Raw genomic sequence first — 22576 nt, forward strand, 5'->3', positions numbered from 1 at the left:
TAAGACGGATAAATTTGGGATATTTACAATACTGTTCTATTTTTGGTTTTTTAAGATTATAGAACAGTAAAACTATGAAGGCATACGTATTTCCAGGACAAGGAGCTCAGTTTTCAGGAATGGGCAAGGATTTGTATGAAAAGTCGGAAAAGGCTAGAGAGTATTTTGATAAAGCGAATGAAATACTAGGCTTTGATATAACAAAAATAATGTTCGAAGGCTCAAAAGAAGAGTTGCAAGAAACAAAAGTGACGCAGCCGGCAGTGTTTTTGGACTCAGTGATAAGATTTTTGGTTGAGGAAGATTTGAAGCCTGATATGGTCGCAGGTCATTCGTTGGGAGAGTTTTCTGCTTTGGTAGCTAATGGAACTCTATCATTCGAAGATGGTTTGAGCTTGGTTTCAAAAAGAGCTCTAGCTATGCAGAAAGCTTGTGAGTCAAATCCTGGTGGCATGGCAGCAATTCTTGGTTTGGGAGATGATGTAGTTGAAGACATTTGCAAAGAACTTGATAGTGATATCATCCCAGCAAACTACAATTGTCCAGGTCAGTTAGTTATATCCGGTTCAAAAGAAGGCATTGAAAAAGCATGCGTAGTTTTTAAAGAGAAAGGAGCCAAAAGAGCTTTGCCATTGCCAGTCGGAGGAGCTTTTCACTCAAGCTTAATGGAACCGGCAAGAGTAGAGTTGGCTGAGGCGATTGAGAGTACTACATTCCATCAACCAGCATGTCCAGTATATCAAAATGTGAACGCAAAGCCATCAACTGATGTTGATGAGATCAAAGCGAATTTGATAGCTCAGTTGACTGGGTCAGTAAAATGGACGCAACAAGTGCAAAATATGGTTGCGGATGGAGCTACATCTTTTGTTGAGTCTGGACCTGGTAAAGTATTGCAAGGTCTTGTAAAGAAGATTTCAAGAGCAACTGAAGTTTCTAGCTTGTAATTAGAATAATATTGACTTGGCAAATGCATATAGCATTTGCCTTTTATTTTTTTGCTATGGATAAAATTAATGAGATTAAGTCTGAGTTTGAAGAGGCTTCAAAAGTGTTGACTAGTTTTATAAATGATGAAGATAATTTTCATAGAATTTATGAAGCAGCTGAGATTATTGTAGCGTCATTTAAAGCCGGAGGCAAAGTTATTTCTTGCGGTAATGGTGGCTCTCATTGTGATGCTATGCACTTTGCAGAAGAGTTGAGCGGAAGGTTTAGAGAGAATAGACCTGCAATGCCTGCAATCGCAATTTCTGATCCTAGCCATATCTCTTGTGTTGGAAATGATTATGGTTTCGATTATATCTTTTCCAGATATGTGGAAGGCTTGGGTAATGAAAATGATGTTCTTCTTGGTATTTCTACGAGTGGGAACTCCAAGAACGTTATAAATGCGATTGAAGCCGCGAAGAAAAAAGGAATGAAAGTGATCGCATTGACAGGCAAGGATGGAGGCAAGATTGCCGGTACCGTTGATTTGGAAATTAGAGTCCCTTCATTTGGCTTTGCTGACAGGGTTCAGGAAGTTCATATCAAGATCATTCATACTATGATTTTGACTATTGAGAAATTAATGAAATAAATTGTTTATGTGTACTGCTACTTTTTTCGCATTGGAAAATGGAGAGTTTGCATTGACTCATAATCGAGATGAAAGTTATAGAAGGGCTATTGCTGTGCTTCCGAAGGAAAAAACAATAGACGGAAAAAAAATTATAGTGCCTATTGATCCTCAAGGAAAAGGGTCTTGGATCTTTACATCGATTGATTTAAGTGTTTGTTTGTTGAATGGTGCTTTCGAAAAGCACGAGAAAAGAGATGATTATGTGCGGAGCAGAGGGACAGTAGTCTTGGAGGTTCTTGAGACTTCGACAGATCGTGAGTTTATAGATACTGTTGACTTGAATGGAGTTGAACCATTTACTTTGATATTATTCAGGCATTCAAATCAATCAAGCTTAGGAGAGTTTAGGTGGGATGGTAAAGAAAAGTATTATAAAGAACTTGCTTTGAATGAAAATCATATTTGGTCTTCGGTAACTTTGTATGATGAATTGGCTCAATTCAAACGCATAAAAGCCTTTGAAAAACAGTTTTCAGGTCATATTCCTTCAAAAGATGAAATAATGAAGTTTCATTTAAGCATGCATAATCCTGATATTTTTATGAAAACAGAAACTCATCAAACGGTAAGCACTTCGCAAATGATAGTTGGTGATGCTTTTTCAACTTTCGAGTATGCGGATTATATAAATGATGTCAAAACGAAATTAGCTTTATAAATGGAGAATGTAATATACTATTTATCTACTTGCACTACTTGTAAGAGAATTTTGTCAGAGATTGATACTAAGGATTTAGTGCTTAGAGAAATTAAGTCAATGCCAATTAGCGAAAATGAAATAGAGGAAATGCATAGTTTGAGTGGTAGCTATGAGGCATTGTTTAGCAGAAGAGCAAGAAAGTACGCTGAATTGGGTTTGAAGGATCAGAAACTTGCTGAGGAAGATTATAAAAAATATATAATGGATGAATATACTTTTTTGAAAAGACCTGTGGCGATTATCGATGGGGAGATTTTTGTAGGGAATTCGAAAAAGAATGTTGAAGCATTGATTGCTAAAGTTAATTCATAGTAAAATCAAGCCCTTCTAGTTGCATCTAGAAGGGCTTGATTTTTATAAAAGCAACAGCTTTTGCAATGCTTCGTTGGCTGTGATGAAGTCAAATGACTTTACAGCCTTATCTAATTTTGCTTTGATTTTGTCATTGCAAAGATTCCCAATACTGCCTTCGTGAGTATGTTTTACTTCTGTGTCAGGTTGATATTTCCCTTCGGCAATATCTTGCCCGATCATTTTATATGCCTCTCTAAAAGGGATTCCTTGTAGAACTTTTTCGTTGACTTTTTCAACGCTATATATGTAATCGTATTTAGGATCTTTGATAGCGTCTTTATTGATAATAATCTTGTCAAACATAAATTCCGCCATTTCTATACAGTCTTTGAGCATTTCAATGGAGGGAATAAATGCTTCTTTGACCATTTGCAAGTCTCTATGATATCCTGATGGTAGATTATTGATAATCATGTTGAGTTCAATAGGCAGTGATTGAATTTTGTTGCATTTGCCTCTTATCAATTCAAAAACATCAGGATTCTTTTTGTGAGGCATGATGCTCGAACCAGTTGTCAATTCGTCAGGGAAAGTTAAAAAGCCAAAGTTTTGAGACATATACAAGCAAGTGTCCATAGACATTTTAGCCATGGTCGATGCTATAGAACTCATCGCAAAAGCCATGTTTCGCTCTACTTTTCCTCTGCCCATTTGCGCAGCGACGACATTGTATTTGAGATCTTCGAAGCCAAGCAGAAGAGTCGTCATTTTTCTGTCTAATGGAAAAGAGGAGCCATAGCCAGCGGCTGACCCTAACGGGTTTTGATTGGCGGTGTCGTAGGACGCTTTGAAAAGCAATAAGTCATCAATCAATGATTCAGCATAAGCGCCGAACCAAAGACCGAAAGATGAAGGCATAGCAACTTGCAAATGAGTATAGCCCGGAATCAACACATCTTTATGTGTTTCGCTTAGTTCCAAGAGCTTGTGGATAAGTTTTTCTGATAGATTGACTATTTGTTCGATTTGATATCTTACATACAGTTGCAAATCCACTAATACTTGATCATTTCTAGACCTTCCAGAATGGATTTTTTTGCCAATATCACCTAGTTTTTTAGTTAAGATAAGCTCAACTTGAGAATGAACATCTTCACATCCCTCTTCAATTTCGAATTTCCCTGATTCAATTTCCCTGAATATTTTTACTAGCTCATTCTGCAGTTTGAAAAGCTCGTCTTCAGTTAACAGGTCAATGCTTTCTAGCATTGTCGCATGCGCTATGGAACCCAACACATCAAAAGGAGCTAGATGAATGTCCAGTTCTCTGTCTTTGCCAACTGTAAATTGTTCTACTATATTTTCGGTTTGATATCCTTTATCCCAAAGTTTCATTTCAAAAAATCAGAGTTTAAAATCTTTTAATAAATTGATGTATGTGTCGATGCCTTTTTCTATTTCACTCAAGTGAATATATTCATCCGCTGTATGCGATCTTGCGGAATCACCAGGTCCTATTTTCGCAGATACAAATGGTATTAGCGCTTGATCTGACAGAGTAGGAGACCCAAAAGTTTCTAAGCCAAGGCTTATTGCTTTTTTTGCAAATGGGTGGTTTGCTGACATTCCTGAAGAGTTAAGCCTGAAAGATCTGGCTTTTAGTTCCGATAATGTGTTTTTTTGCAGCATTTCGAATATTTCCCTATTGGAATAATGCTCGTTTGAGCGAACATCTATTACAAATCCGCATCTGTCAGGCACTACGTTATGCTGGCTTCCCGCATTTATTTGAGTAACGCTCATCTTTACAGGCCCTAAGAGATTAGATTCTTTGTCAAATGAATAGTTTTGAAGCCAACCAATGTCTTTTAACGCTTTATAGATCGCATTTTCACCTTCTTCTCTTGCTGCGTGCCCCGAAATCCCTTTTGCCTCGCCATCGATGACCATTAAGCCTTTCTCAGCTATGGCTAGATTCATTTTGGTAGGCTCTCCTACAATAGCAAAGTCGATTGCTCCAAGTTGTTCAATGATTGAAGCGATGCCATTAGGTCCCGAAACTTCTTCTTCCGCTGTAGCGGCGAAGATTAGATTAAAATTTAGCTCATCGTCATGATGAAAATATTTAAATGCGGCAAGCAAGCTAACAAGCGAAGCCCCGGCATCGTTCGAGCCTAACCCGTAAAGTTTTCCGCTCTCTATAATTGGAGTAAAAGGATCTTTGGTCCAAGATTTGGAAGGCTTTACCGTGTCAATATGAGAGTTTAATAAAATCGTGGGCTTTCCTTGTGTAAAGTGCTTATTATGCGCCCAGACATTATTCCCTTGAGATTTGTATTCAATATTACTTGTTTCAAGGATGTTTTTTATCAAATCTGCCACACGATGTTCGTCTCCTGAATAGGATGCAATGGCGATCATGCTTTTAAGCAGATTGACAGCTTCTTTGGTTAGAAAATTATCCTTATCCATAATGCTTCAATTTTGCGTGATAAAAGTGCCGCTGTCATCAGAAATGTATTGAGCATTCTTGATGATCACACGATTGACTCCATAATCTAAAGCATCAAAAGCATTGGAAAGTTTTGGTATCATCCCATTTGCTATTATTCCTTCAGATTTTAATTTATCAAAGTTTTCAGGAGTGATGTTTTTTATCACGCTATTATTATCATTGATGTCAGCCAATACGCCATTTTTTTCAAAACAGTATATTAAGTCAACATTGTATACCTTTGAAAGTGATTTGGCTATGGTAGCGGCGATAGTGTCGGCGTTCGTGTTCAGAAGTTGGCCGTTTTCATCATGAGTTATCGCGCAAAAAACGGGACAAATTTCTTTGCTGATAAAAAGCTGCAATAAGCTTGTGTTGATTTTGTCTTCTTTGACATCTCCCACGAATCCATAATCAATATCTTTAACCGGTCTTTTGATTGAAGGAATTAGATTGCCATCCGCGCCAGTAAGTCCGATAGCATTGCAATCATATTTTTGAAGTTCAGCGACGATTTTTTTATTGATAAGTCCCGCATAAGTCATGGTAACTACATCAATAGTGTCTTTGCATGTGATTCTTCTTCCTTCATGCATTTGAGTTTGAATTCCGAGAGCTTGGCTGACTTTGGTAGCTATTTTTCCTCCTCCATGTATCAATATTTTCTTGCCATGGATTTTAGAGAAATCATTTAGAAAAGATTCTAAAGCATTCTCGTCATCAATGATATTGCCTCCAATTTTGATTATTTTCAATTGTTCCATATTTCTTATTTCATTGACGTAAGGAATTCTTGCAATACAGCTTGTGCCGCGTATGTTCTGTTATTCGCTTCTTCAATTACGATGGAAGAGTCAAGCACTTCGTCAGATACTACTAAGTTTCTGCGTACGGGAAGGCAATGCATGAACTTGGCTTGATTTGTCAAATTCATTTTTTCTTGATCGACAATCCAGTGGTCCAAATTCTGACCGATCTTTCCATAGTCATTGAATGAAGACCAGTTTTTAGCATAAATAATGTCAGCACCCTTAAAAGCTTCTTTTTGATTATGCTCAAGTTTCACGCCTTCCATGAATTCTGGAGATAGCTCAAATCCTTCAGGGCATGTGACGGTGATGTCAGCTTGGCTTGCCTTGCACCATTCCACAAATGAATTGGAAACTGCTTGAGGCAAGGCTCTTATATGAGGAGCCCAAGTAAGGACAATTTTTGGTTTTACAATCTTCAATTCATCAATGGTTAGCATGTCGGCTAATGATTGAAGAGGATGGAGTGTGGCAGACTCCAAGCTTATGATTGGAACGCTTGAGTATTTTATGAATTGATTTAAAATAAATTCAGAATAATCTTCATCTCTATTGACTAATCCTGGGAAAGTGCGAACTCCAAGTAGGTCGCAATATTGGCTCATGACCGCAACTGCTTCTTTTACATGCTCTGCTTTATCAGAATTCATTATTTGACCATCCTCAAATTCAAGTTTCCAACTGTCTTTGTCGATATTCATGACAATGACGTTCATCCCCAAGTTGTAAGCGGCTCTTTGAGTGCTTAATCTGGTTCTAAGGCTAGGGTTGAAAAAAATAAGGCCGAGTGTTTTGTGTTTGCCCAAGTGGTCATTTTCAAAAGGAGATTTTTTGCACAATGCAGCTTTTTTGATTAAAGCTATTGGGTCTTCAACGTCGGTAACACTTGTGAAATTTTTCATATTCATTAGCTTAAGTATTGGGAGAGTTCTTTAAGGAAATAGTCAATATGGCCTTTTTCTATGTTGAGAGGAGGCAATATCCTCATGATATTGTTTTGCTTGGAAGCTCCAGTGAAAATTTTTGATTCGAAAAGAAGCTTTTTTCTTAATTCCGTTACTGGATAATTAAACTCTAATCCTAACATCAAGCCCTTGCCTCTGACTTGTTGTATGCCTTCTATCTCAGATGCTTTAAGGTGAAAGTATTCGCCCATTTTATGAGCGTTTTCAATCATGTTTTCTTCCATGAGCGCATCCAGAACAGCGTTTCCTGCGGCGCAAGCCAAATGGTTTCCACCGAATGTTGTTCCTAATTGGCCAAACCAAGGCTTGATATTTGGATGAATCAAGACACCGCCAATTGGGAAGCCATTGCCCATTCCTTTAGCAATTGTAATAATATCAGGTTGAATGCCGGCATGTTGAAAAGAAAAGAACTTTCCAGACCTTCCATATCCTGACTGCACTTCGTCAAGAATTAATTTTGAGTCATATTTTCTGCAAAGTTCCTCGACAGATTTAAGAAAATCATTGTCTGGAATTGTGATGCCGTTGATACCTTGTATTCCTTCGATGATTACCGCAGCGTATTTTTTTGTCATTAACGCTTGCTCCAGCAATTCTTTATCGTTTAGCGGTAGAGTGATGACATTGTTGTTGTCATTGATAGGAGCGATAATCTTTGGATTGTCAGTAGCTTCGACTGCGGCTGATGTTCTGCCGTGAAAAGCTCCTTCAAAGGCAATGACTTTTTTGCGACCTGTTTCGAAAGATGCGAGCTTTAATGCGTTTTCATTGGCTTCAGCTCCACTATTGCAAAGAAAAAGCTGATAGTCATCCATTCCACAAGCTTGGTTTAGTTTTGAAGCAAGCTTTTCTTGAAGTGGATTTTGTATTGAATTTGAATAAAATGCGAGCTTGGCGACTTGTTCTTGGATGCTTTTCACAAACTTGGGATGACTGTGCCCGATACTTATCACAGCGTGTCCACCATAAAAGTCTAAATACTCTTTGCCTTCAGTATCATAAACATGAGTGCCGTGTCCTTTTTCAATAGTGATATCCCACAAGGGGTAAACATTATAGAGTTCCATATGAAATTGCTAAAAAAGATTCCCTTTGAATAAAAGTCCAGTTGTTTCCTCAAGTCCAAACATGAGGTTCATGTTTTGAACAGCTTGGCCGGAAGCTCCCTTGAGTAGGTTGTCGATGGCTGATGTTATCATTACGATATCATCATGTCTATGGACATGCAAGAGCGCCTTGTTTGTGTTGACAACTTGCTTAACATGAATATCAAGTTCGGAAACCCAAGTGAACGGATGATTCTTGTAAAATTCATGATAAAGGTCAATTAGCCACTTTTCATCTTTGTCGCATTTGATATAAGCGCTAGCGAATATTCCCCTAGTGAAATTTCCTCTCATTGGAAGGAAGTAGATGCGTCCATTTTCTCTCCCTGATGTTTGATGAAGGGATTCATTGATCTCGTCAAGGTGTTGATGAGTGAATGCTTTGTACATGGAAACATTTGAATCTCTCCAGCTGAAATGCGTAGTAGCGCCAGGTTTTTGCCCAGCTCCTGTTGATCCGGTAATACCATGGACGTGGATGTCCGAATTTAATAACTGTTCTTGAGCTAAAGGCATCAATGCTAATTCAATAGCTGTAGCGAAGCAACCGGGATTGGCAATATGTGAGGCTTGAGCGATTTTTTCTCGGTTGATTTCGGGCAATCCATATACGAATGTATTTCCAAGGAATTGTGCATCGTCTTTGAGTCTGAACTCATTGCTTAAATCAATGACTTTTACCTTGCTGTCTAAAAAGTTTTCTTGCAAAAACTTTTTACTATGGCCATGTCCCATGCAAAGGAAAACCACATCTATGTCCCCAAGGATTTCATCAGTGAAAGCTAGTTCAGTTGATCCGATTAAGTCTTGGTGGATATGGCTTATCGGTTTGCCTGCATTGCTGTTGCTGTGAACAAATTTAATTATAGCAAGCGGATGGTTTAAAAGTATGCGAAGGAGCTCGCCGGCAGTATAGCCAGCTCCTCCCATGATTCCAATATTGATCATATTTTCAATGTCTAAGTCTGTTAAGCGTGCCGTCAATTTTCACAAGGCAAGCCGCAAATTCTTTAATCGAGCTTTATAGATTTATAGCTCAATGTCTATCTGATTAACAGCGTGGAAAATTTTTGTTTGATTTGCGAGGATTTTTGTGAAGCCTTTCACATCTTCTCCGCTCCAAGCGCTGTTCATTTCTCCATATTCTCCAAACTTGGAGCTCATCAAGTCATGAGGAGAATCAATGCCTATTAATTCGAATTGATATGGACTTAACTTGATTTCAACAGTTCCGCTAACTGTCTTTTGAGTGCTTTCTAAAAATGCCTCGATATCTCTCATCACTGGATCCAAATATTGCCCTTCGTGCAGTAACATTCCATACCAGTCTCCTAATTGTTGCTTCCAATGTTGTTGCCATTTGGCTAAGGTGTGCTTTTCTAAAAGATGATGAGCTTTGATTAAAATAATTGGAGCGGCAGCTTCAAAACCAACACGTCCTTTGATGCCAATAATCGTGTCTCCGACATGGATATCTCTTCCAATAGCATATTCAGATGCTATTTTTTCCAAGTCAATGATTGCATTCACGGGATTGTTGTATTCGACATTGTCAATGCCTGAAATTTGTCCGTTAGTGAATTCTAGTTTAATTACTTTGCTGTCGGAAGACTTTAATTGGCTTGGATAAGCTGAGTTTGGCAAGGTTTTGTTGGAAGTTAATGTTTCAGCTCCACCTACGCTTGTTCCCCAAAGTCCCTTGTTGATGGAATATTGGGCCTTTTTCCAGTCTTTTTCAATGCCATGTTTCGCAAGGAATTCGATTTCTTGTTGTCTTGAAAGTTGTTGGTCTCGGATAGGAGTCAAGATTTCTATTTCCGGCGCTAGAATATTGAACACTAGGTCGAATCGAACCTGATCGTTTCCAGCTCCGGTACTTCCGTGAGCTATGTAGTCCGCATTCATGCTTTTCGCATATTTGACAATTGCTATAGCTTGAAAAATTCTTTCCGCGCTTACCGAAAGCGGATAAGTGTTGTTTTTAAGAATGTTGCCAAAAATCAAGTATTTTACGCATTTCTGATAGAATTGCTCAACGACATCAAGCGTTTTATGCTTAACAACGCCCATTTCATAGGCTTTTAATTCGATGTCTTGCAATTCTTCTTTGTCAAAACCTCCAGTATTGACGATGGCAGAATAAACATCAAGGTTTTGATCTTGCAAATACTTTACGCAGTAAGAGGTATCCAAACCTCCGCTATATGCTAATACGACTTTTTTCTTCATAACTATGGAATTCAGATAAGGACTTCGGTTTTAATATCTTTTTTGGTCGCAGAAATGTTTGCTTTTGGACTATATATCATGCCCGTACAAAGACAGTTTTTGTTTTGAGTTCTTTGGAGAATGTCGTAGTTTGGACAACTATGACAGCCTTTCCAGAACTTTTCATCTTTAGTGATTTCTGCGAATGTCGCTGGTCTGTAACCTAATTCGAAATTGATTTTCATCACTGCGGGGCTGGTTGTGATTCCGAAAATCGTCGCCGCGGGGAATTTTTGAGCCGAAAGGTCGAAGATTCTCTTTTTGATTGCTTTGGCAAGGCCTAGACCTCTATAGTCTGGGTTGACTATCAAGCCGGAATTGGCAACGTATTTTTCGTTTTCCCAGCATTCGATATAGCAAAAGCCAGCTACCATGTCATTGGTAGTGTCAATAGCTATGACAGCTTTGCCTTCCATCATTTTTTCTATCACATATTCAGGTTTTCTTTTAGCGATACCTGTGCCGCGCTGCTTAGCGGATGATTCTATCAAATCACAAATAGTCTGTGCGTGTCCAATATGAAGGACATTCGCCACCATGACATCAATTTTCATGATGAATACGATTAGGTTAAGAATAAACTAAAGATTATACAATTAAGGTCAGGTTGACCCTATTGGGTATTGAATTATTAACGACGCCTGCAACGCCTATATTTTGATATCGAAATATCTGTACTGGGGTAAAAGGGATTGAGTATTGTGTTATGAAAGTTCATAGCCCATTGTTGTTGTGTAGTGATCAACTAAGTTTAAAAATTCGAGTATTGCGTGAGAAAGTCTTGAATGACTGGCAATTGGGTTGATCCGAACAAGCTGTCGCAAATGGTTAGCCTGCTCGGCTAATCCTGACAATGGGGAGTGCGCGAGCAGACAATGCAATTCTCTCTACAGGAGACGGATGTCCTGCGGGTAATTGAGTTCTATATGTCTGTGCTATTTGTATCATGTTCCAAATGTATGCATATTTTTTCGTAAAAGGCAACAGCTAAGCATGGATTTTTCTTAAATTAGTATATGTTGTTTGTTTTATTTTGTTTGAAATGAGTAAAGTTAAAGATATTGTAATTGTTGGAGGAGGTGCCGCCGGTTTTTTCGCTGCTAGTATTTTGTCCGAATCTCTAGTAGGATTGAAAATCACAATTCTGGAAAAAACATCCAAAGTCCTCTCCAAAGTAAAGGTGTCTGGTGGAGGCAGGTGCAATGTTACCAATTCCAAAAATAGCATTGGCGATTTTTCTAAAGCTTATCCGAGAGGCAAGAATCAGATGAAGAAAATGCTTAAGCATTTTTCAAATCAAGATATGGTAGATTGGCTTGAGGGAAAGGGTGTAAGTATGAAAGTGGAAGAGGATGGAAGAATTTTTCCTTTTTCAAATTCCTCGCAGAGCATTATTGATTGTTTTACCACAGTTTGCGAAGACAATGATGTCGAGTTATTGACTGGAATGAAAGTGGAAAACATAAAACAAGATGAAGAAGTTGGTTTTGTGTTGAGCACGAATAAAGGAGATATTGGGGCCAAGCATGTTTTGGTCGCAACAGGCGGATTCCCGAGTTTGGGGGGCTATGATTTTCTTGCTGATTTGGATTTGAATATGATCGAGCCTATTCCGTCATTGTTTACATTTAATATACCAAAATCTCCGTTGAAATTTTTGCAAGGTTTGTCAGTTGAAAATGCAAGAGTGAAAGTGCTTGGGACAAAGCTTGAGGAAGAGGGTGCCGTGTTGGTAACGCATTGGGGTTTGAGCGGTCCGGGAATTTTGAAATTATCCGCATATGGAGCGAAGAGTTTGTCTGAGCGAGATTATCGTTTTGGTATACATATTAATTGGTTGGGGAATAAAAGCGAGGATGAACTAAGAAATGAGTTGATCGATTATAAATCCAATTATCCTTCAAGGAAAGTGTCTAAATACCAATTATTTGGGCTTCCGAAGAGATTGTGGGATAATTTGTTGAGTCAATCGGAAATAAGCGAGGGTAAAATATGGTCGGAAGTCAGCAAGAAATCCTTTAATAAGCTGGTGGAGAATATTTATCGAATGGAGCTTGCAGTGGATGGCAAGACGACCTTTAAGGAAGAGTTTGTGACTTGCGGGGGAGTGGATATGGGTGAAATTGATGTGAATACCATGCAGTCGAAAAAGTATGCGGGGCTTTATTTCGCCGGGGAGATATTGAATGTGGATGGAATTACTGGTGGCTACAATTTTCAAAATGCATGGTCAGGAGCTTTTATAGCCGCAAAGAATATTATAAAAGAAAATAATGATGCAGAATAGTTTTTGTAAAACGACTAATCATGTTATGGATAAATAATCTGTAATATTTTTGAATATAAAATGTCAAAAAGATCTTCAATAATGGAGATCTTTTTTTATTAGTTTCCATTTTTTTAGTGCGGTTTAAAGTATAGTATTTTCTTACATGTCATTTCTCTCTATTACCTATATTTGTAGAATGAATTAATATTATTACTTATGTATATAAGTTATTATTTACATATTAGTATATATAGATATGTTATTGTTTGATGCTTTTTTGATGAAAATTGAATTATATTTTTATATAAATTAGTTGTAAAGTTATATTTTGTGATGTTTTGTTTACTTTTTTACTTTTAGGTTATTTTATTCAATAAATTACATGGGTTAGTTTTATCAGTTTTGTTGTCATAATTTTGAAGTAATCAAACAAACATATTTCAAAAGATTACAAACATGAAAAACTTATCATTACTACTTTTGCTTGTTGTTATAAGCTTTAAATCTTATTCTCAGCAAGGGTTTAGTTTCCAAGGAATTGCAAGAGATAATAATGGGAAAGCCTTAACGGATAAAAATTTACAATTTACATTTTCTATTCATCCCACAGGGGGAGCTAATGTGTTTACAGAGAGCAAAACGATTAAAACAGATGGATTTGGTGTGTTTCAGCATGTCATAGGTTCTGTAAAATCCACTGATTTCGCTAAAATTGATTTTGAGAATGAATATTATCTTAAAGTCGATGTGAGTGAAAATGGAGGAGCTGTTGTTACGCTTACGGATTCAAAATTGGAAAATGTGCCTTATGCTTCTTATGCTCATAAAGCGTATTTTCCTGCTGGAATGATAATTCCTTATGCTGGTAACGTTAATACAGGTGCTTTGAATATTGATGGGCTTGTGGAGCCGATTCCAGGATGGGTGCTTTGTGATGGCAAGAGTTTTAACTCGGAAAAATATAAAGCATTGAAAGCGGCGCTAAATGATGCTTGGGGAGAAAATAGGTTGCCTGATTTAAGAGGCCAGTTTTTAAGAGGTGTTGACTATGGAGCAAATGTGGATTCAAATAGCGATAAAAGAACAGCTAAGCATGCTAAAGGTAACACTGGAGATAATGTTGGTACATATCAAGGGGACGCTACAAGAAGGCCTAATGCAGCCTTTGGAACTTCAACAGATGGAAATCATTCGCATACCATGAATCTTCTTCGCCATCATAGAAGTTTTGAGGGGAATAGTGATTCTGATCACCCTTTGAAGTATAACGAAGGAATTGGAGTTACATACCATACTAGTACTACAGGAAATCATACGCATACGATAACGACTGGAGGTGACGCTGAAACAAGACCGAAAAATGCATCGGTGAATTATTTGATCAAATACTAGTTCTTCGAGAAGATGAAGAAATATTTTATATTAATAATCTCAATGATAGCATTGTGCAGTCAAGTTGTTGAGCAAGAATATACTCCTAATGCTGTTAATGCTTTAAGCAAGCAGAAGCAGACTAGTAGCTATCAGTTCGTGTTCAATATTGGTTCTCCTTATTCTGCAATGGTGAATCAAAACCAAGGGCAAGGAAACAGGAATAATTTCAGGTTGGGTATGCCGCTTGATGTATTGTATATCAACTATACGTTTGATGTGAATTCGTTTTTTGTGTCTAAGGGATATTATCCTGACAAAATTGTATTAAGATGGAGGCCAATCGCTAACAAAGATCTAATTACCGGTTATGAAATTTATCGGAAAGAATTAGGTTCGCAAGAAGATTCTGTATTAGTGAAAAGTTTGTCCAGTTCCGATTTGGATTGGGAGGATCAATACGCAAAAAGCGGTGTGTTGTATAAATATACGATTTTCGCTAATGGAGTACATAAATCACAATCTCAATTTCTAACCTATGACGAGGAGATTGGTTACAGAACCACTAGTGCTACAGTTACAGGACGCATCGCTTATGCTGGAGGGCAAGCGGTAAAAGGTGTTGCTGTGCTTGCAGAATCTGATGCCGATTTTTCGGGGACAAGTATTTTATCAGGCCAAAATGGCTATCTCTATAAGGATAGTTTGAATCTGAAGAATAGCTCTTTGGATAAATTTACCTTTGAAGCTTGGGTTGACGTTAATAACTTGAGCCATGTGGGAAGTCTTCTTGAGTATGATGATCTTGAAATTCTCTATGATGGCTCCAATCAACGTATAGATGTAAAGCAATCAGGTGTTTCTATTGGAGGGTTTGCATCGGTTAAGTGGGATACAATTTCATCGGTGACAAACTATGCGCATTTGTCTTTGGTGTTTGATGGGGATTCGGTAACACATTATTTGCAAGGCGAGTATATTGAGAAAGTCAAATTGTCAAAACCTTTTTCTATCGGTAACAAGAATGAATTGAAGATAGGAAAGTCATTTATTGGAAATCTTGATGAGGTCAGGCTTTGGAATGTAGCTTTGGATTCAACGACGATAGTGGAGGGTTATAACCGTTATGTGTCAGGAGGAGAAAAGGGGCTGATAGCATACTATCGCATGAATGAGGGCTTTGGAGAATTTGCGTATGATTTATCTCATAAAGGGATTGAGTATAATGAGAATCATTTGGTATTGGTAAATGTGAGTTGGGATGACAATATTCCTTCTCCGAAGAGTGAGTTGGGAATCAAGGGAATTACAGATAATAATGGAAATTATGTCATCTCAGGAATACCATACGAAGGGTCGGGGAGCACGTATACGATTACTCCGCTCTATAATCAGCATCAATTTGAGCCAAGCGAAAAGGTCTTGTTTTTGGGGACTACTGAGGCGATCATCAATAATGTTGACTTTAAAGATATATCATCATTTAAAGTTACGGGTACGGTCAAGTATAAGAATACCAGTTGCTATGCTGAAAATGTATTTGTGTTGGTGGATGGAGAGATTGTTACGAAGGATGGGCAACCTGTGATGACTGATGAGTCTGGCGCTTTTGAGTTGGATGTGCCTATTGGCTATCATTTTATAACTGTAGAGAAAAATGGACATGTGTTTAGCGCGGGTAGATTCCCTTCAAATGAAGATAAAAAATGGAATTTTCAGGAGCCTGTGTCAGGAATAGAATTTATTGACAGCACTTTGATGAAAGTAGTTGGAAGAGTGGTAGGTGGCACAAGGGAAGGCGATAAAATTGCGAATCTTGGCAGATCTAAAAATAATATAGGTATTGCTCAGATTACATTTACATCTCAACAAGGAGGAGGTTGCAGTGAGAACTCTGTTTGGACTGATGCTCAAACAGGAGAGTATGAGATCTCATTGCCTCCGATGAATTATGTTGTTTCGAACTTTAGCGTTGAAAATGATCCTACGATGAAATTTGAAGATTTAGATTTGTTGGATTTGACCAGAATAGTTCCTGAAACCATTGTCATTGATACCGTTAAAAATGAAGAAACTGGAGCTGTGGTAAGTATTGACACCTCGATATATCATGTGAGAAACGATTATATCTACCGAAATACTCCTATCATTACCGTTAAGAATTCGAATGGTAGCGAGTTTAAAGGGGAAAGCACTTTGACTTATAATCAGCAACGACCAGGGCAAGCTGATTTGACGCATACGATTGATTTATCGGATACTCCATTCTTGCACCCAGTATTTGTGTCTTCAAATTCATATACCGCTGATATTCGAGTAATTGAAACCTATACTAATGCAGATAATCCAAGTTTGAAAGATAGCGTGCCGGTTACTGATGGCAAGGTGATCATTGCCAACAACTTGGCTGAGACCCAAAATATAGAAGCTGATTTGGATAATGGTTTGTATAGATATGTGTTTTCCGGAGGAGCACCTAACACTCTAACAAATGCTAATATTCCCGAAAATAGCTATACCCAGACATTTGAAATTAATGTAGAAACTGCAAAAGAAGCGATCAGTTGGCAACCAAATGGCAAGATTTACAGAGGCTATGTATTTGGAGGAAAACCTACTGGAAATAATTTTGTGACGACAGGACCAGAACTTGTGGATATGGTCTTAAGAGATCCTCCGGGAAGTGGCAGTTATGCTTATATTGAAAAAGGGACAAGCGAGACAAGTTATGAAAGTTGGACATTTGAAGGTGGCTCGACTATTGATTTAGAGAAAAAAATCCGTTTAGGCACAACGATAACAGCAGGTATTGGAGTTGAAACAAAAACCTCTGTGATAAATGACCTAAAACTTGGCTTTGAAATGTCCTTAACTGGCGGTGGAGGCCATTCTTTGGAAACAACAATAACTTTTACTGATACTTATCAAACATCGGATGGCCCTGAACTTGTAGGGGAGGCAGGTGATTTATTTATAGGTAAATCCATGAATTATATTTATGGCACAACACTTAATTTGGACGTGCTTCCTGATTCTGTTTGCGCTAAGCCGGGTGTCGAATGTTATGGAGAGAGCGTTGATGGATTTAAAATTGGGAAAAAACTGGGAATGTTCTTAGTGCCAGAAGGCTTTAATACCACATTTGTATACTCCAAGGATCATATTGAGAATTATTTGATTCCGGATTTAACTGAGCTTAGAAATAATCTTTTTCATTCGGAAAATTACCAATTGGTCTTCACTGATCAAAATGATCCGAAATTTGGGACAAACAATGACGATCCAATTTGGGGTGTCAATGCTTCTTCTGAAAATTGGAGAGTTACTGATGCTTCAGATACATTGGGAGCAAGTTACATCTTTCGTTCTAGTCATTTGGAAAATAAATACGACTCTGTAAGGTGGTATAACCAGCAGATTAGAATTTGGAAAGAGGCTCTAGGCGAGAATGATAGAGAAAAGTTCAATGCTGTAACCGATGGTTCTCCAGAAAAAAATATTTCTTTTAGTGCGGGGAACAATTATTCTTATACACATACTAATGACACAACGAATGATTATAGTAATGTGTTCGATATGGCAATAAATGAAGAGGTGGCATTAGAGATCGGCGGCACAATAAATGACGCAGGGATAGAAGTTTCTCAATCTATTACTTTTCATCAGGTTTATAATAAAACTTGGGGCAATGTGTCTGAACGTTCGAAAACATATGGCTACGAGTTGTATGATGATAATATTGGCGACTTTTTTAGTGTGGATGTTCATGAGTCGCCTTCTGGAGGGGGACCAATCTTCTCAACAGCCGGTGGTCAAAGCATGTGCCCATGGGAAGAAGTAGCGACTGTGGAATATCCATGGAAAAAGTATGTGACAGTATATGACACCACGCTTGTAAAAACGAAAAGAGGCAAGCATGATGTTAAGAAAGATGGGAAATATTATAAGTATAAAATCACCGAGCGTCAAGAATGGCAAGGCGAGTACATTACTGAGCATATTGGCAAGAATTTGAGCGAGGCAACTATGCGTCGTGAAATTCCAGTACTTGAAGTGACTCCTGCTGTTCAAGCAAATGTTCCAGAGCATGAAGCCGCAGTATTCCAGCTTACGCTTGGCAATGACAGTCAAAGCGGAGATATGCAATGGTACAGATTGTCGGTGCTTGAAGAGACGAATCCTGATGGAGCTGTATTGAAGATTGATGGAGTGTCTTTGAATAGGGTTTATGCTATTCCAGGCGGGGAGAGCATTGTCAAAGAGCTAACGGTCGAAAAAGGACCCACAAAAGATTCTTATGAAGATATTCAATTGGTGTTATTTTCCACATGTGAATATGATAACTGGACCAATGGAGGTGTGTTTAAATCCATTGATACAGTGACGATTTCAGCGAATTTTATTCCTTCGTGCAGTACTGTTGATTTATTGAATCCGGAAGATCAGTGGGTAGTGAACACATCGTTTGATGATACATTAAGAGTAGTTATCGGAGATTACAATATTAATAACCCTTCGCTTGAGGAAATTAAATTCCAGTATAAGCCTTCTGCTAGCAGTAATTGGATTGGGTTACAATCTTATTTTGTGGATACAACGGGCATGAATGATGATCGATTAAAGGAAATCCCAACGAATAATCCTTATATCATTTATGAATGGAACATGGCCCAGCTTCCGGATGCTGATTATGATTTGAGAGCAGTGTCAGTTTGTACGCAAGCTGAAAGCAGTTCGAAGATTTATTCGGGTATTTATGACGACACCAATCCGCATTTATTTGGAACACCTCAGCCGGCAGACGGTATTTTATCGCCAAATGATGATATCGCTGTTCAGTTCAATGAAAATATCGATATAGGCAAATTAAGCTGGGATAATTTTGAAATCAAGGGAGTGCTTAACGGTTCGAAAATCAGACATCAAGCGAGCGTAGGTTTTGATGGTATTCAGAATTATATGTTGGTCAAAGATGGTTTTGGACTTGCCAATAGAACTTTTACTATAGAGTTCTGGTTGAAGCGCAATGGTCTTGGCGAGCAATGTATCTTCACAGAGGGAGGAAATGCGAGCGAAGGCCTTTATATTGGTTTCGATGCCAATGATAAATTGGAGCTTGGTATCAATGGCGAAATCGTAAAAACGGATAAGAGTTTTACCGAATTTGAATGGAAGCATTTTGCAGTGGTGTATGATCAGTCAGAGTCAAAAGCTTATGTGATGGTTGATGCTATTTACGAGTTGGATAAAAGTCTTACAGAAACTTATACTGGCAATGGTGATGTATATATAGGAAAATCGGGCTTTGGCAATTCAAGGTATTTCAATGGCCTAATTCATGAACTCAGAATCTGGAGCACGGCAAGAACTCAGGCTAAAATAGCGGCTAAGATGAATACTTCTTTAGGAGGTTCGGAGTTTGGATTGTTGGGCAATTGGCCGATGAACGAAGCTCAAGGCAATATAGCTTTGGATAAAGTTCACAGCCGACACGGACAGCTTAATGCTTCATGGAATGTCGAACCTAAAGGAAGAGCATATCGTTTCAATGGAGCTTTGGATTACTTGACGCTGAACACTTCTAGAGTACCGATGAATGATGAAATGGATATGACAATTGAGTTTTGGTTCAATGGTCAGTCAGGTTTGGCTCAAACTTTCCTGTCGAATGGAAAGGGCGATGGCACCGATTTGTCTAATACCGTTTGGTCTATTTCTGCGGATGATCGTGGTTGGATTGAAGTGAGGAATGCAGGGCTTAATTTTCAAGCAACGGAAAAAGATTATTTGGATGGAAATTGGCATCACTTTGCTTTGGTGGTTAATAGGCTTGGCAATATCAGCTCTTACGTGGATGGAGAGCTTCAGGCTGCAGATTTAAGCGAGCTATGGAAAGGATTTGCGGCGCCAAAATTATGGTTAGGAGCTAGAGGATGGCTCGAAGGCAATGCGGAGAACTTCGATAGCTATTTCAATGGCCAGATTGATGAGGTGAGAATTTGGAACCTTGCTCGAAAGCAGTCGCAAATCCAACAGGATATGATGAATCGTCTTCAAGGTGATGAAATAGGATTGAAAGTCTATCTACCCTTCGAACATTATACTGAGGATGTAGGTGTGTTAGTGTTGACAGAGACAACAGAAAACAAGTCTCAGGAGATTGTGACAGTTACGGAGCAAGGCGGATTATTTTCAGAAGTTCCAGCCAATATCAAACTCGCCAGACCTGTTGAAAAAGTTAATTTCACTTTTGCCGTAAATGAAGATAAAGTGATCTTGACGCCTACTACAGATGCAGGTTTGATAGAAAAAACTATTCTTGATATTACAGTGAAAGATGTATATGACTTGCGAGGCAATAAACTGCAGTCGCCGATTACTTGGACGGCATACATTAAGAAAAACCAAGTAGTTTGGGATGCTCAGCAATTTAATCTTTCAAAACACGCCAGCGAAGAGCTAACTTTCAGTGCGAGGATAATCAACTCAGGAGGAAGGCAGGAAAGCTTCAGTATTGGTAATTTGCCAGAATGGTTGAGCGCAGCGCCTCAGTCAGGAACTCTTGAGCCGGATAGTCAGCAGGAAATTGTCTTTAAAGTATCGGAAGGGCTTAATATAGGAAATTACAGCAGGGATATTTACTTGAATACAGATTTGAGTTTTAGCGAGAAGCTGTTGATTAACTTGGATGTGTTTGCGGAAAAACCAAATTGGAAAGTTAATCCTGCTGATTTCAATAATAGCATGAGTCTCGTTGGTTATTTGAAAGTTGATGGAGTCATTTCCACTGATGAAAATGATATGATCGCGGCGAAGATTGACGGAGTATTAACAGGAGTTGGTAATTTGAGGTACGTGGCTGAATATGATCGTTATATGGTGTTTTTGGATATTTTCAGCGATTACATAGTCAATACAAATCAAGATATCGAGCTATTGGTTTGGGATGCGAGTTCAGGGCAGATTTTTGGTGATGTAATGCCGAATGACTTGGTGTTTGTTCCGGAAAAAATGGAGGGTAGCCCATCCGAGCCTAAATTGATTGAAACTAATGACCAGATCGTAGTTGATATGCCTGTGAACAAAGGTTGGACTTGGCTTTCCTTTAATATGACCAGCGAGGAGCTAAAGGATGTGGAGAAGCTGATGAATGATCTTAAACCCGGTAATGGGGATCTGGTGAGAAATCAGAGATATTTTGCAACTTATTATACTTCAGGAGATTATTGGTATGGCGAACTTGGCTACAATTACTATGATTATTATTATAGAAATTCATTTACCAATTACTCAATGTATATGATAAGGCTTTCGCACGAGGATACCATCAAGTTTATGGGAGTGCCGTTAAGCCCTGATACAGTTGATATTCCTTTGAAAAGAGGATGGAATTGGATTTCTTATTTACCAAATGTAAATATGCCTTTAAAAGAAGCACTTTCAAACCTTCAACCTTCTAAAGGAGATGTTATCAAAGGTCAAAAAGATTTCGCTGTGTATGATGAGAAATTGGGATGGATAGGTAGTCTTGCGACATTAAAAGTTCAACAAGGATATATGTACTTGTCTGCAAAAGATACGACTTTCAGGTATCCTAAAGAGACAGTTTTATTATCCAGATTGAAAAGCAATGATGGTGAATTGGCTTGTGTTCCTGATAATTGGAATATAAATGTTCATGATTATGAATATCATATGTCGGTGATTGCGAAAGTTGATGAAGAAGAGCTTTCAGATGTGGATGAAACATTGATTCTAGCAGCATTTGAAAATGATCAAGCGAGAGGAATTGCGAGGCCAATGTATAAAGAGGACACCGAAGAGTGGATTTATTTCATTTCATTATATAGCAATGAGCTAGTTACAGATATGAATTTAAAACTTAAAGATTGCGAAAATGATGATGAATATTCAGTGAATGAAATATTGAGCTTCCAAACGAATGGAATCGCTGGTACGCTTGATGAACCGGTGCGTTTGACACTTGGAAGTAGATTAACTAATATTGATGATCAAAAATATTCATTCAATGCGTATCCAAACCCTTTCTCGAAATCGGTAGCTATCGAGCTCCCAAAGAATGCAGAGGGAAAAATAAAAGTGCTTGTTCATGATCTTGCTGGCAGAAGAATCGCGGAGGTGGATGTCTCAAATTTGCATGATGATAAGTTGCTTTGGAATGGTGAGACTGATCATGGAGAAGAGGTTCCTGCAGGAGTTTATTTGATTTCAGTTTCCACAGAAAAAGAAAGTTATTCTGTGCGAGTCACCAAGATCGCATCTCAAGGAAATAAGTAATCTTTTGTGTTAATAATTTATAAAAAAGCCATCCATATTTTGGGTGGTTTTTTTATGATTTGATTAAAATTATTTTAATTGGTTTCCATTTCTTTTGATCGAAGATCATGTTTTTGGATATCTTACATGATATTTTTTTGAATAAAAGTAAATATCTTTAACACATTAAAAATGTTACATATTTTAATATTAAGTGTTTTATGTTGTTTGTGGTTGTTAAAATTTTATTAATTATTTTAAAAATATATTAATAAGAGTTTTTTTGATTTAATTAACTCATTTAATCATAATTTACTTTTTTTAAAATTTAATTATGATCTTTTTAAATCTTATTGAATAAGGCACATGAGTTAGTTTTCTTGTTTGTATTATTAT

At 38.0% G+C, this 22576-nt stretch carries 15 protein-coding genes; 7 read left to right on the forward strand and 8 right to left on the reverse strand.

The features are described from left to right. Positions 1–74: 74 nt before the first annotated feature. The 4 genes from fabD to AABK36_RS08725 are packed head-to-tail and all read left to right on the forward strand — an operon-like array spanning position 75 to position 2636. Complete coding sequence (gene fabD / locus AABK36_RS08710) at positions 75–947, forward strand: ACP S-malonyltransferase (protein ID WP_309939505.1); 873 nt, start codon at positions 75–77, stop codon at positions 945–947. Between the two features lie 56 nt (positions 948–1003). Further along, entirely contained in the window at positions 1004–1582 is a 579-nt protein-coding gene (lpcA, locus tag AABK36_RS08715) for a D-sedoheptulose 7-phosphate isomerase (RefSeq protein ID WP_309939506.1), read from the forward strand. Between the two features lie 7 nt (positions 1583–1589). Then, positions 1590–2282, forward strand: a complete 693-nt coding sequence (locus AABK36_RS08720; RefSeq protein ID WP_309939507.1) for an NRDE family protein — start codon at positions 1590–1592, stop codon at positions 2280–2282. After that, positions 2283–2636 carry an arsenate reductase family protein gene (locus AABK36_RS08725; protein ID WP_309939510.1) on the forward strand — a complete coding sequence of 118 codons (354 nt, stop codon included), beginning with the start codon at positions 2283–2285 and terminating at the stop codon, positions 2634–2636. 42 nt (positions 2637–2678) lie between these two features. Here AABK36_RS08725 and argH read toward each other — a convergent pair whose 3' ends face one another. From argH to AABK36_RS08765, 8 genes are all read right to left on the reverse strand, one after another. Next, positions 2679–4013: an argininosuccinate lyase gene (argH, locus tag AABK36_RS08730; protein WP_309939512.1), complete on the reverse strand. Its 1335-nt coding sequence runs from the start codon at positions 4011–4013 to the stop codon at positions 2679–2681. Between the two features lie 9 nt (positions 4014–4022). Continuing rightward, positions 4023–5090, reverse strand: coding sequence for a M20 family metallo-hydrolase (locus AABK36_RS08735; RefSeq protein WP_309939513.1), 1068 nt, complete (start codon positions 5088–5090; stop codon positions 4023–4025). Positions 5091–5096: 6 nt separating this feature from the next. After that, positions 5097–5876, reverse strand: a complete 780-nt coding sequence (argB, locus tag AABK36_RS08740; RefSeq protein ID WP_309939514.1) for an acetylglutamate kinase — start codon at positions 5874–5876, stop codon at positions 5097–5099. Positions 5877–5881: 5 nt separating this feature from the next. Beyond that, entirely contained in the window at positions 5882–6823 is a 942-nt protein-coding gene (locus AABK36_RS08745) for an N-acetylornithine carbamoyltransferase (protein WP_309939515.1), read from the reverse strand. Positions 6824–6828: 5 nt separating this feature from the next. Continuing rightward, positions 6829–7956: an aspartate aminotransferase family protein gene (locus tag AABK36_RS08750; RefSeq protein ID WP_309939516.1), complete on the reverse strand. Its 1128-nt coding sequence runs from the start codon at positions 7954–7956 to the stop codon at positions 6829–6831. Between the two features lie 9 nt (positions 7957–7965). Next, the gene (gene argC / locus AABK36_RS08755) at positions 7966–8943 is read right to left on the reverse strand and encodes an N-acetyl-gamma-glutamyl-phosphate reductase (protein ID WP_309939517.1); all 978 of its coding nucleotides are present in this window, start codon (positions 8941–8943) and stop codon (positions 7966–7968) included. An 81-nt stretch (positions 8944–9024) separates the two neighbouring features. Beyond that, a complete protein-coding gene (locus tag AABK36_RS08760) occupies positions 9025–10224 on the reverse strand; it encodes an argininosuccinate synthase (protein WP_309939518.1) in 1200 nt (399 codons plus the stop codon). Positions 10225–10235: 11 nt separating this feature from the next. After that, a complete protein-coding gene (locus tag AABK36_RS08765; RefSeq protein ID WP_309939519.1) occupies positions 10236–10817 on the reverse strand; it encodes a GNAT family N-acetyltransferase in 582 nt (193 codons plus the stop codon). 488 nt (positions 10818–11305) lie between these two features. Here AABK36_RS08765 and AABK36_RS08770 point away from each other — a divergent pair, with 488 nt between their 5' ends. From AABK36_RS08770 to AABK36_RS08780, 3 genes are all read left to right on the forward strand, one after another. After that, positions 11306–12550 carry a BaiN/RdsA family NAD(P)/FAD-dependent oxidoreductase gene (locus AABK36_RS08770; RefSeq protein ID WP_309939521.1) on the forward strand — a complete coding sequence of 415 codons (1245 nt, stop codon included), beginning with the start codon at positions 11306–11308 and terminating at the stop codon, positions 12548–12550. Positions 12551–12988: 438 nt separating this feature from the next. Continuing rightward, a complete protein-coding gene (locus tag AABK36_RS08775; protein WP_309939523.1) occupies positions 12989–13924 on the forward strand; it encodes a tail fiber protein in 936 nt (311 codons plus the stop codon). A gap of 42 nt (positions 13925–13966) precedes the next feature. Continuing rightward, positions 13967–22201, forward strand: coding sequence for a LamG-like jellyroll fold domain-containing protein (locus AABK36_RS08780; protein ID WP_309939525.1), 8235 nt, complete (start codon positions 13967–13969; stop codon positions 22199–22201). Positions 22202–22576 lie beyond the last annotated feature (375 nt).

The sequence above is a fragment of the Aureibacter tunicatorum genome, assembly GCF_036492635.1.
In the GTDB taxonomy this organism is placed as follows: domain Bacteria; phylum Bacteroidota; class Bacteroidia; order Cytophagales; family Cyclobacteriaceae; genus Aureibacter; species Aureibacter tunicatorum.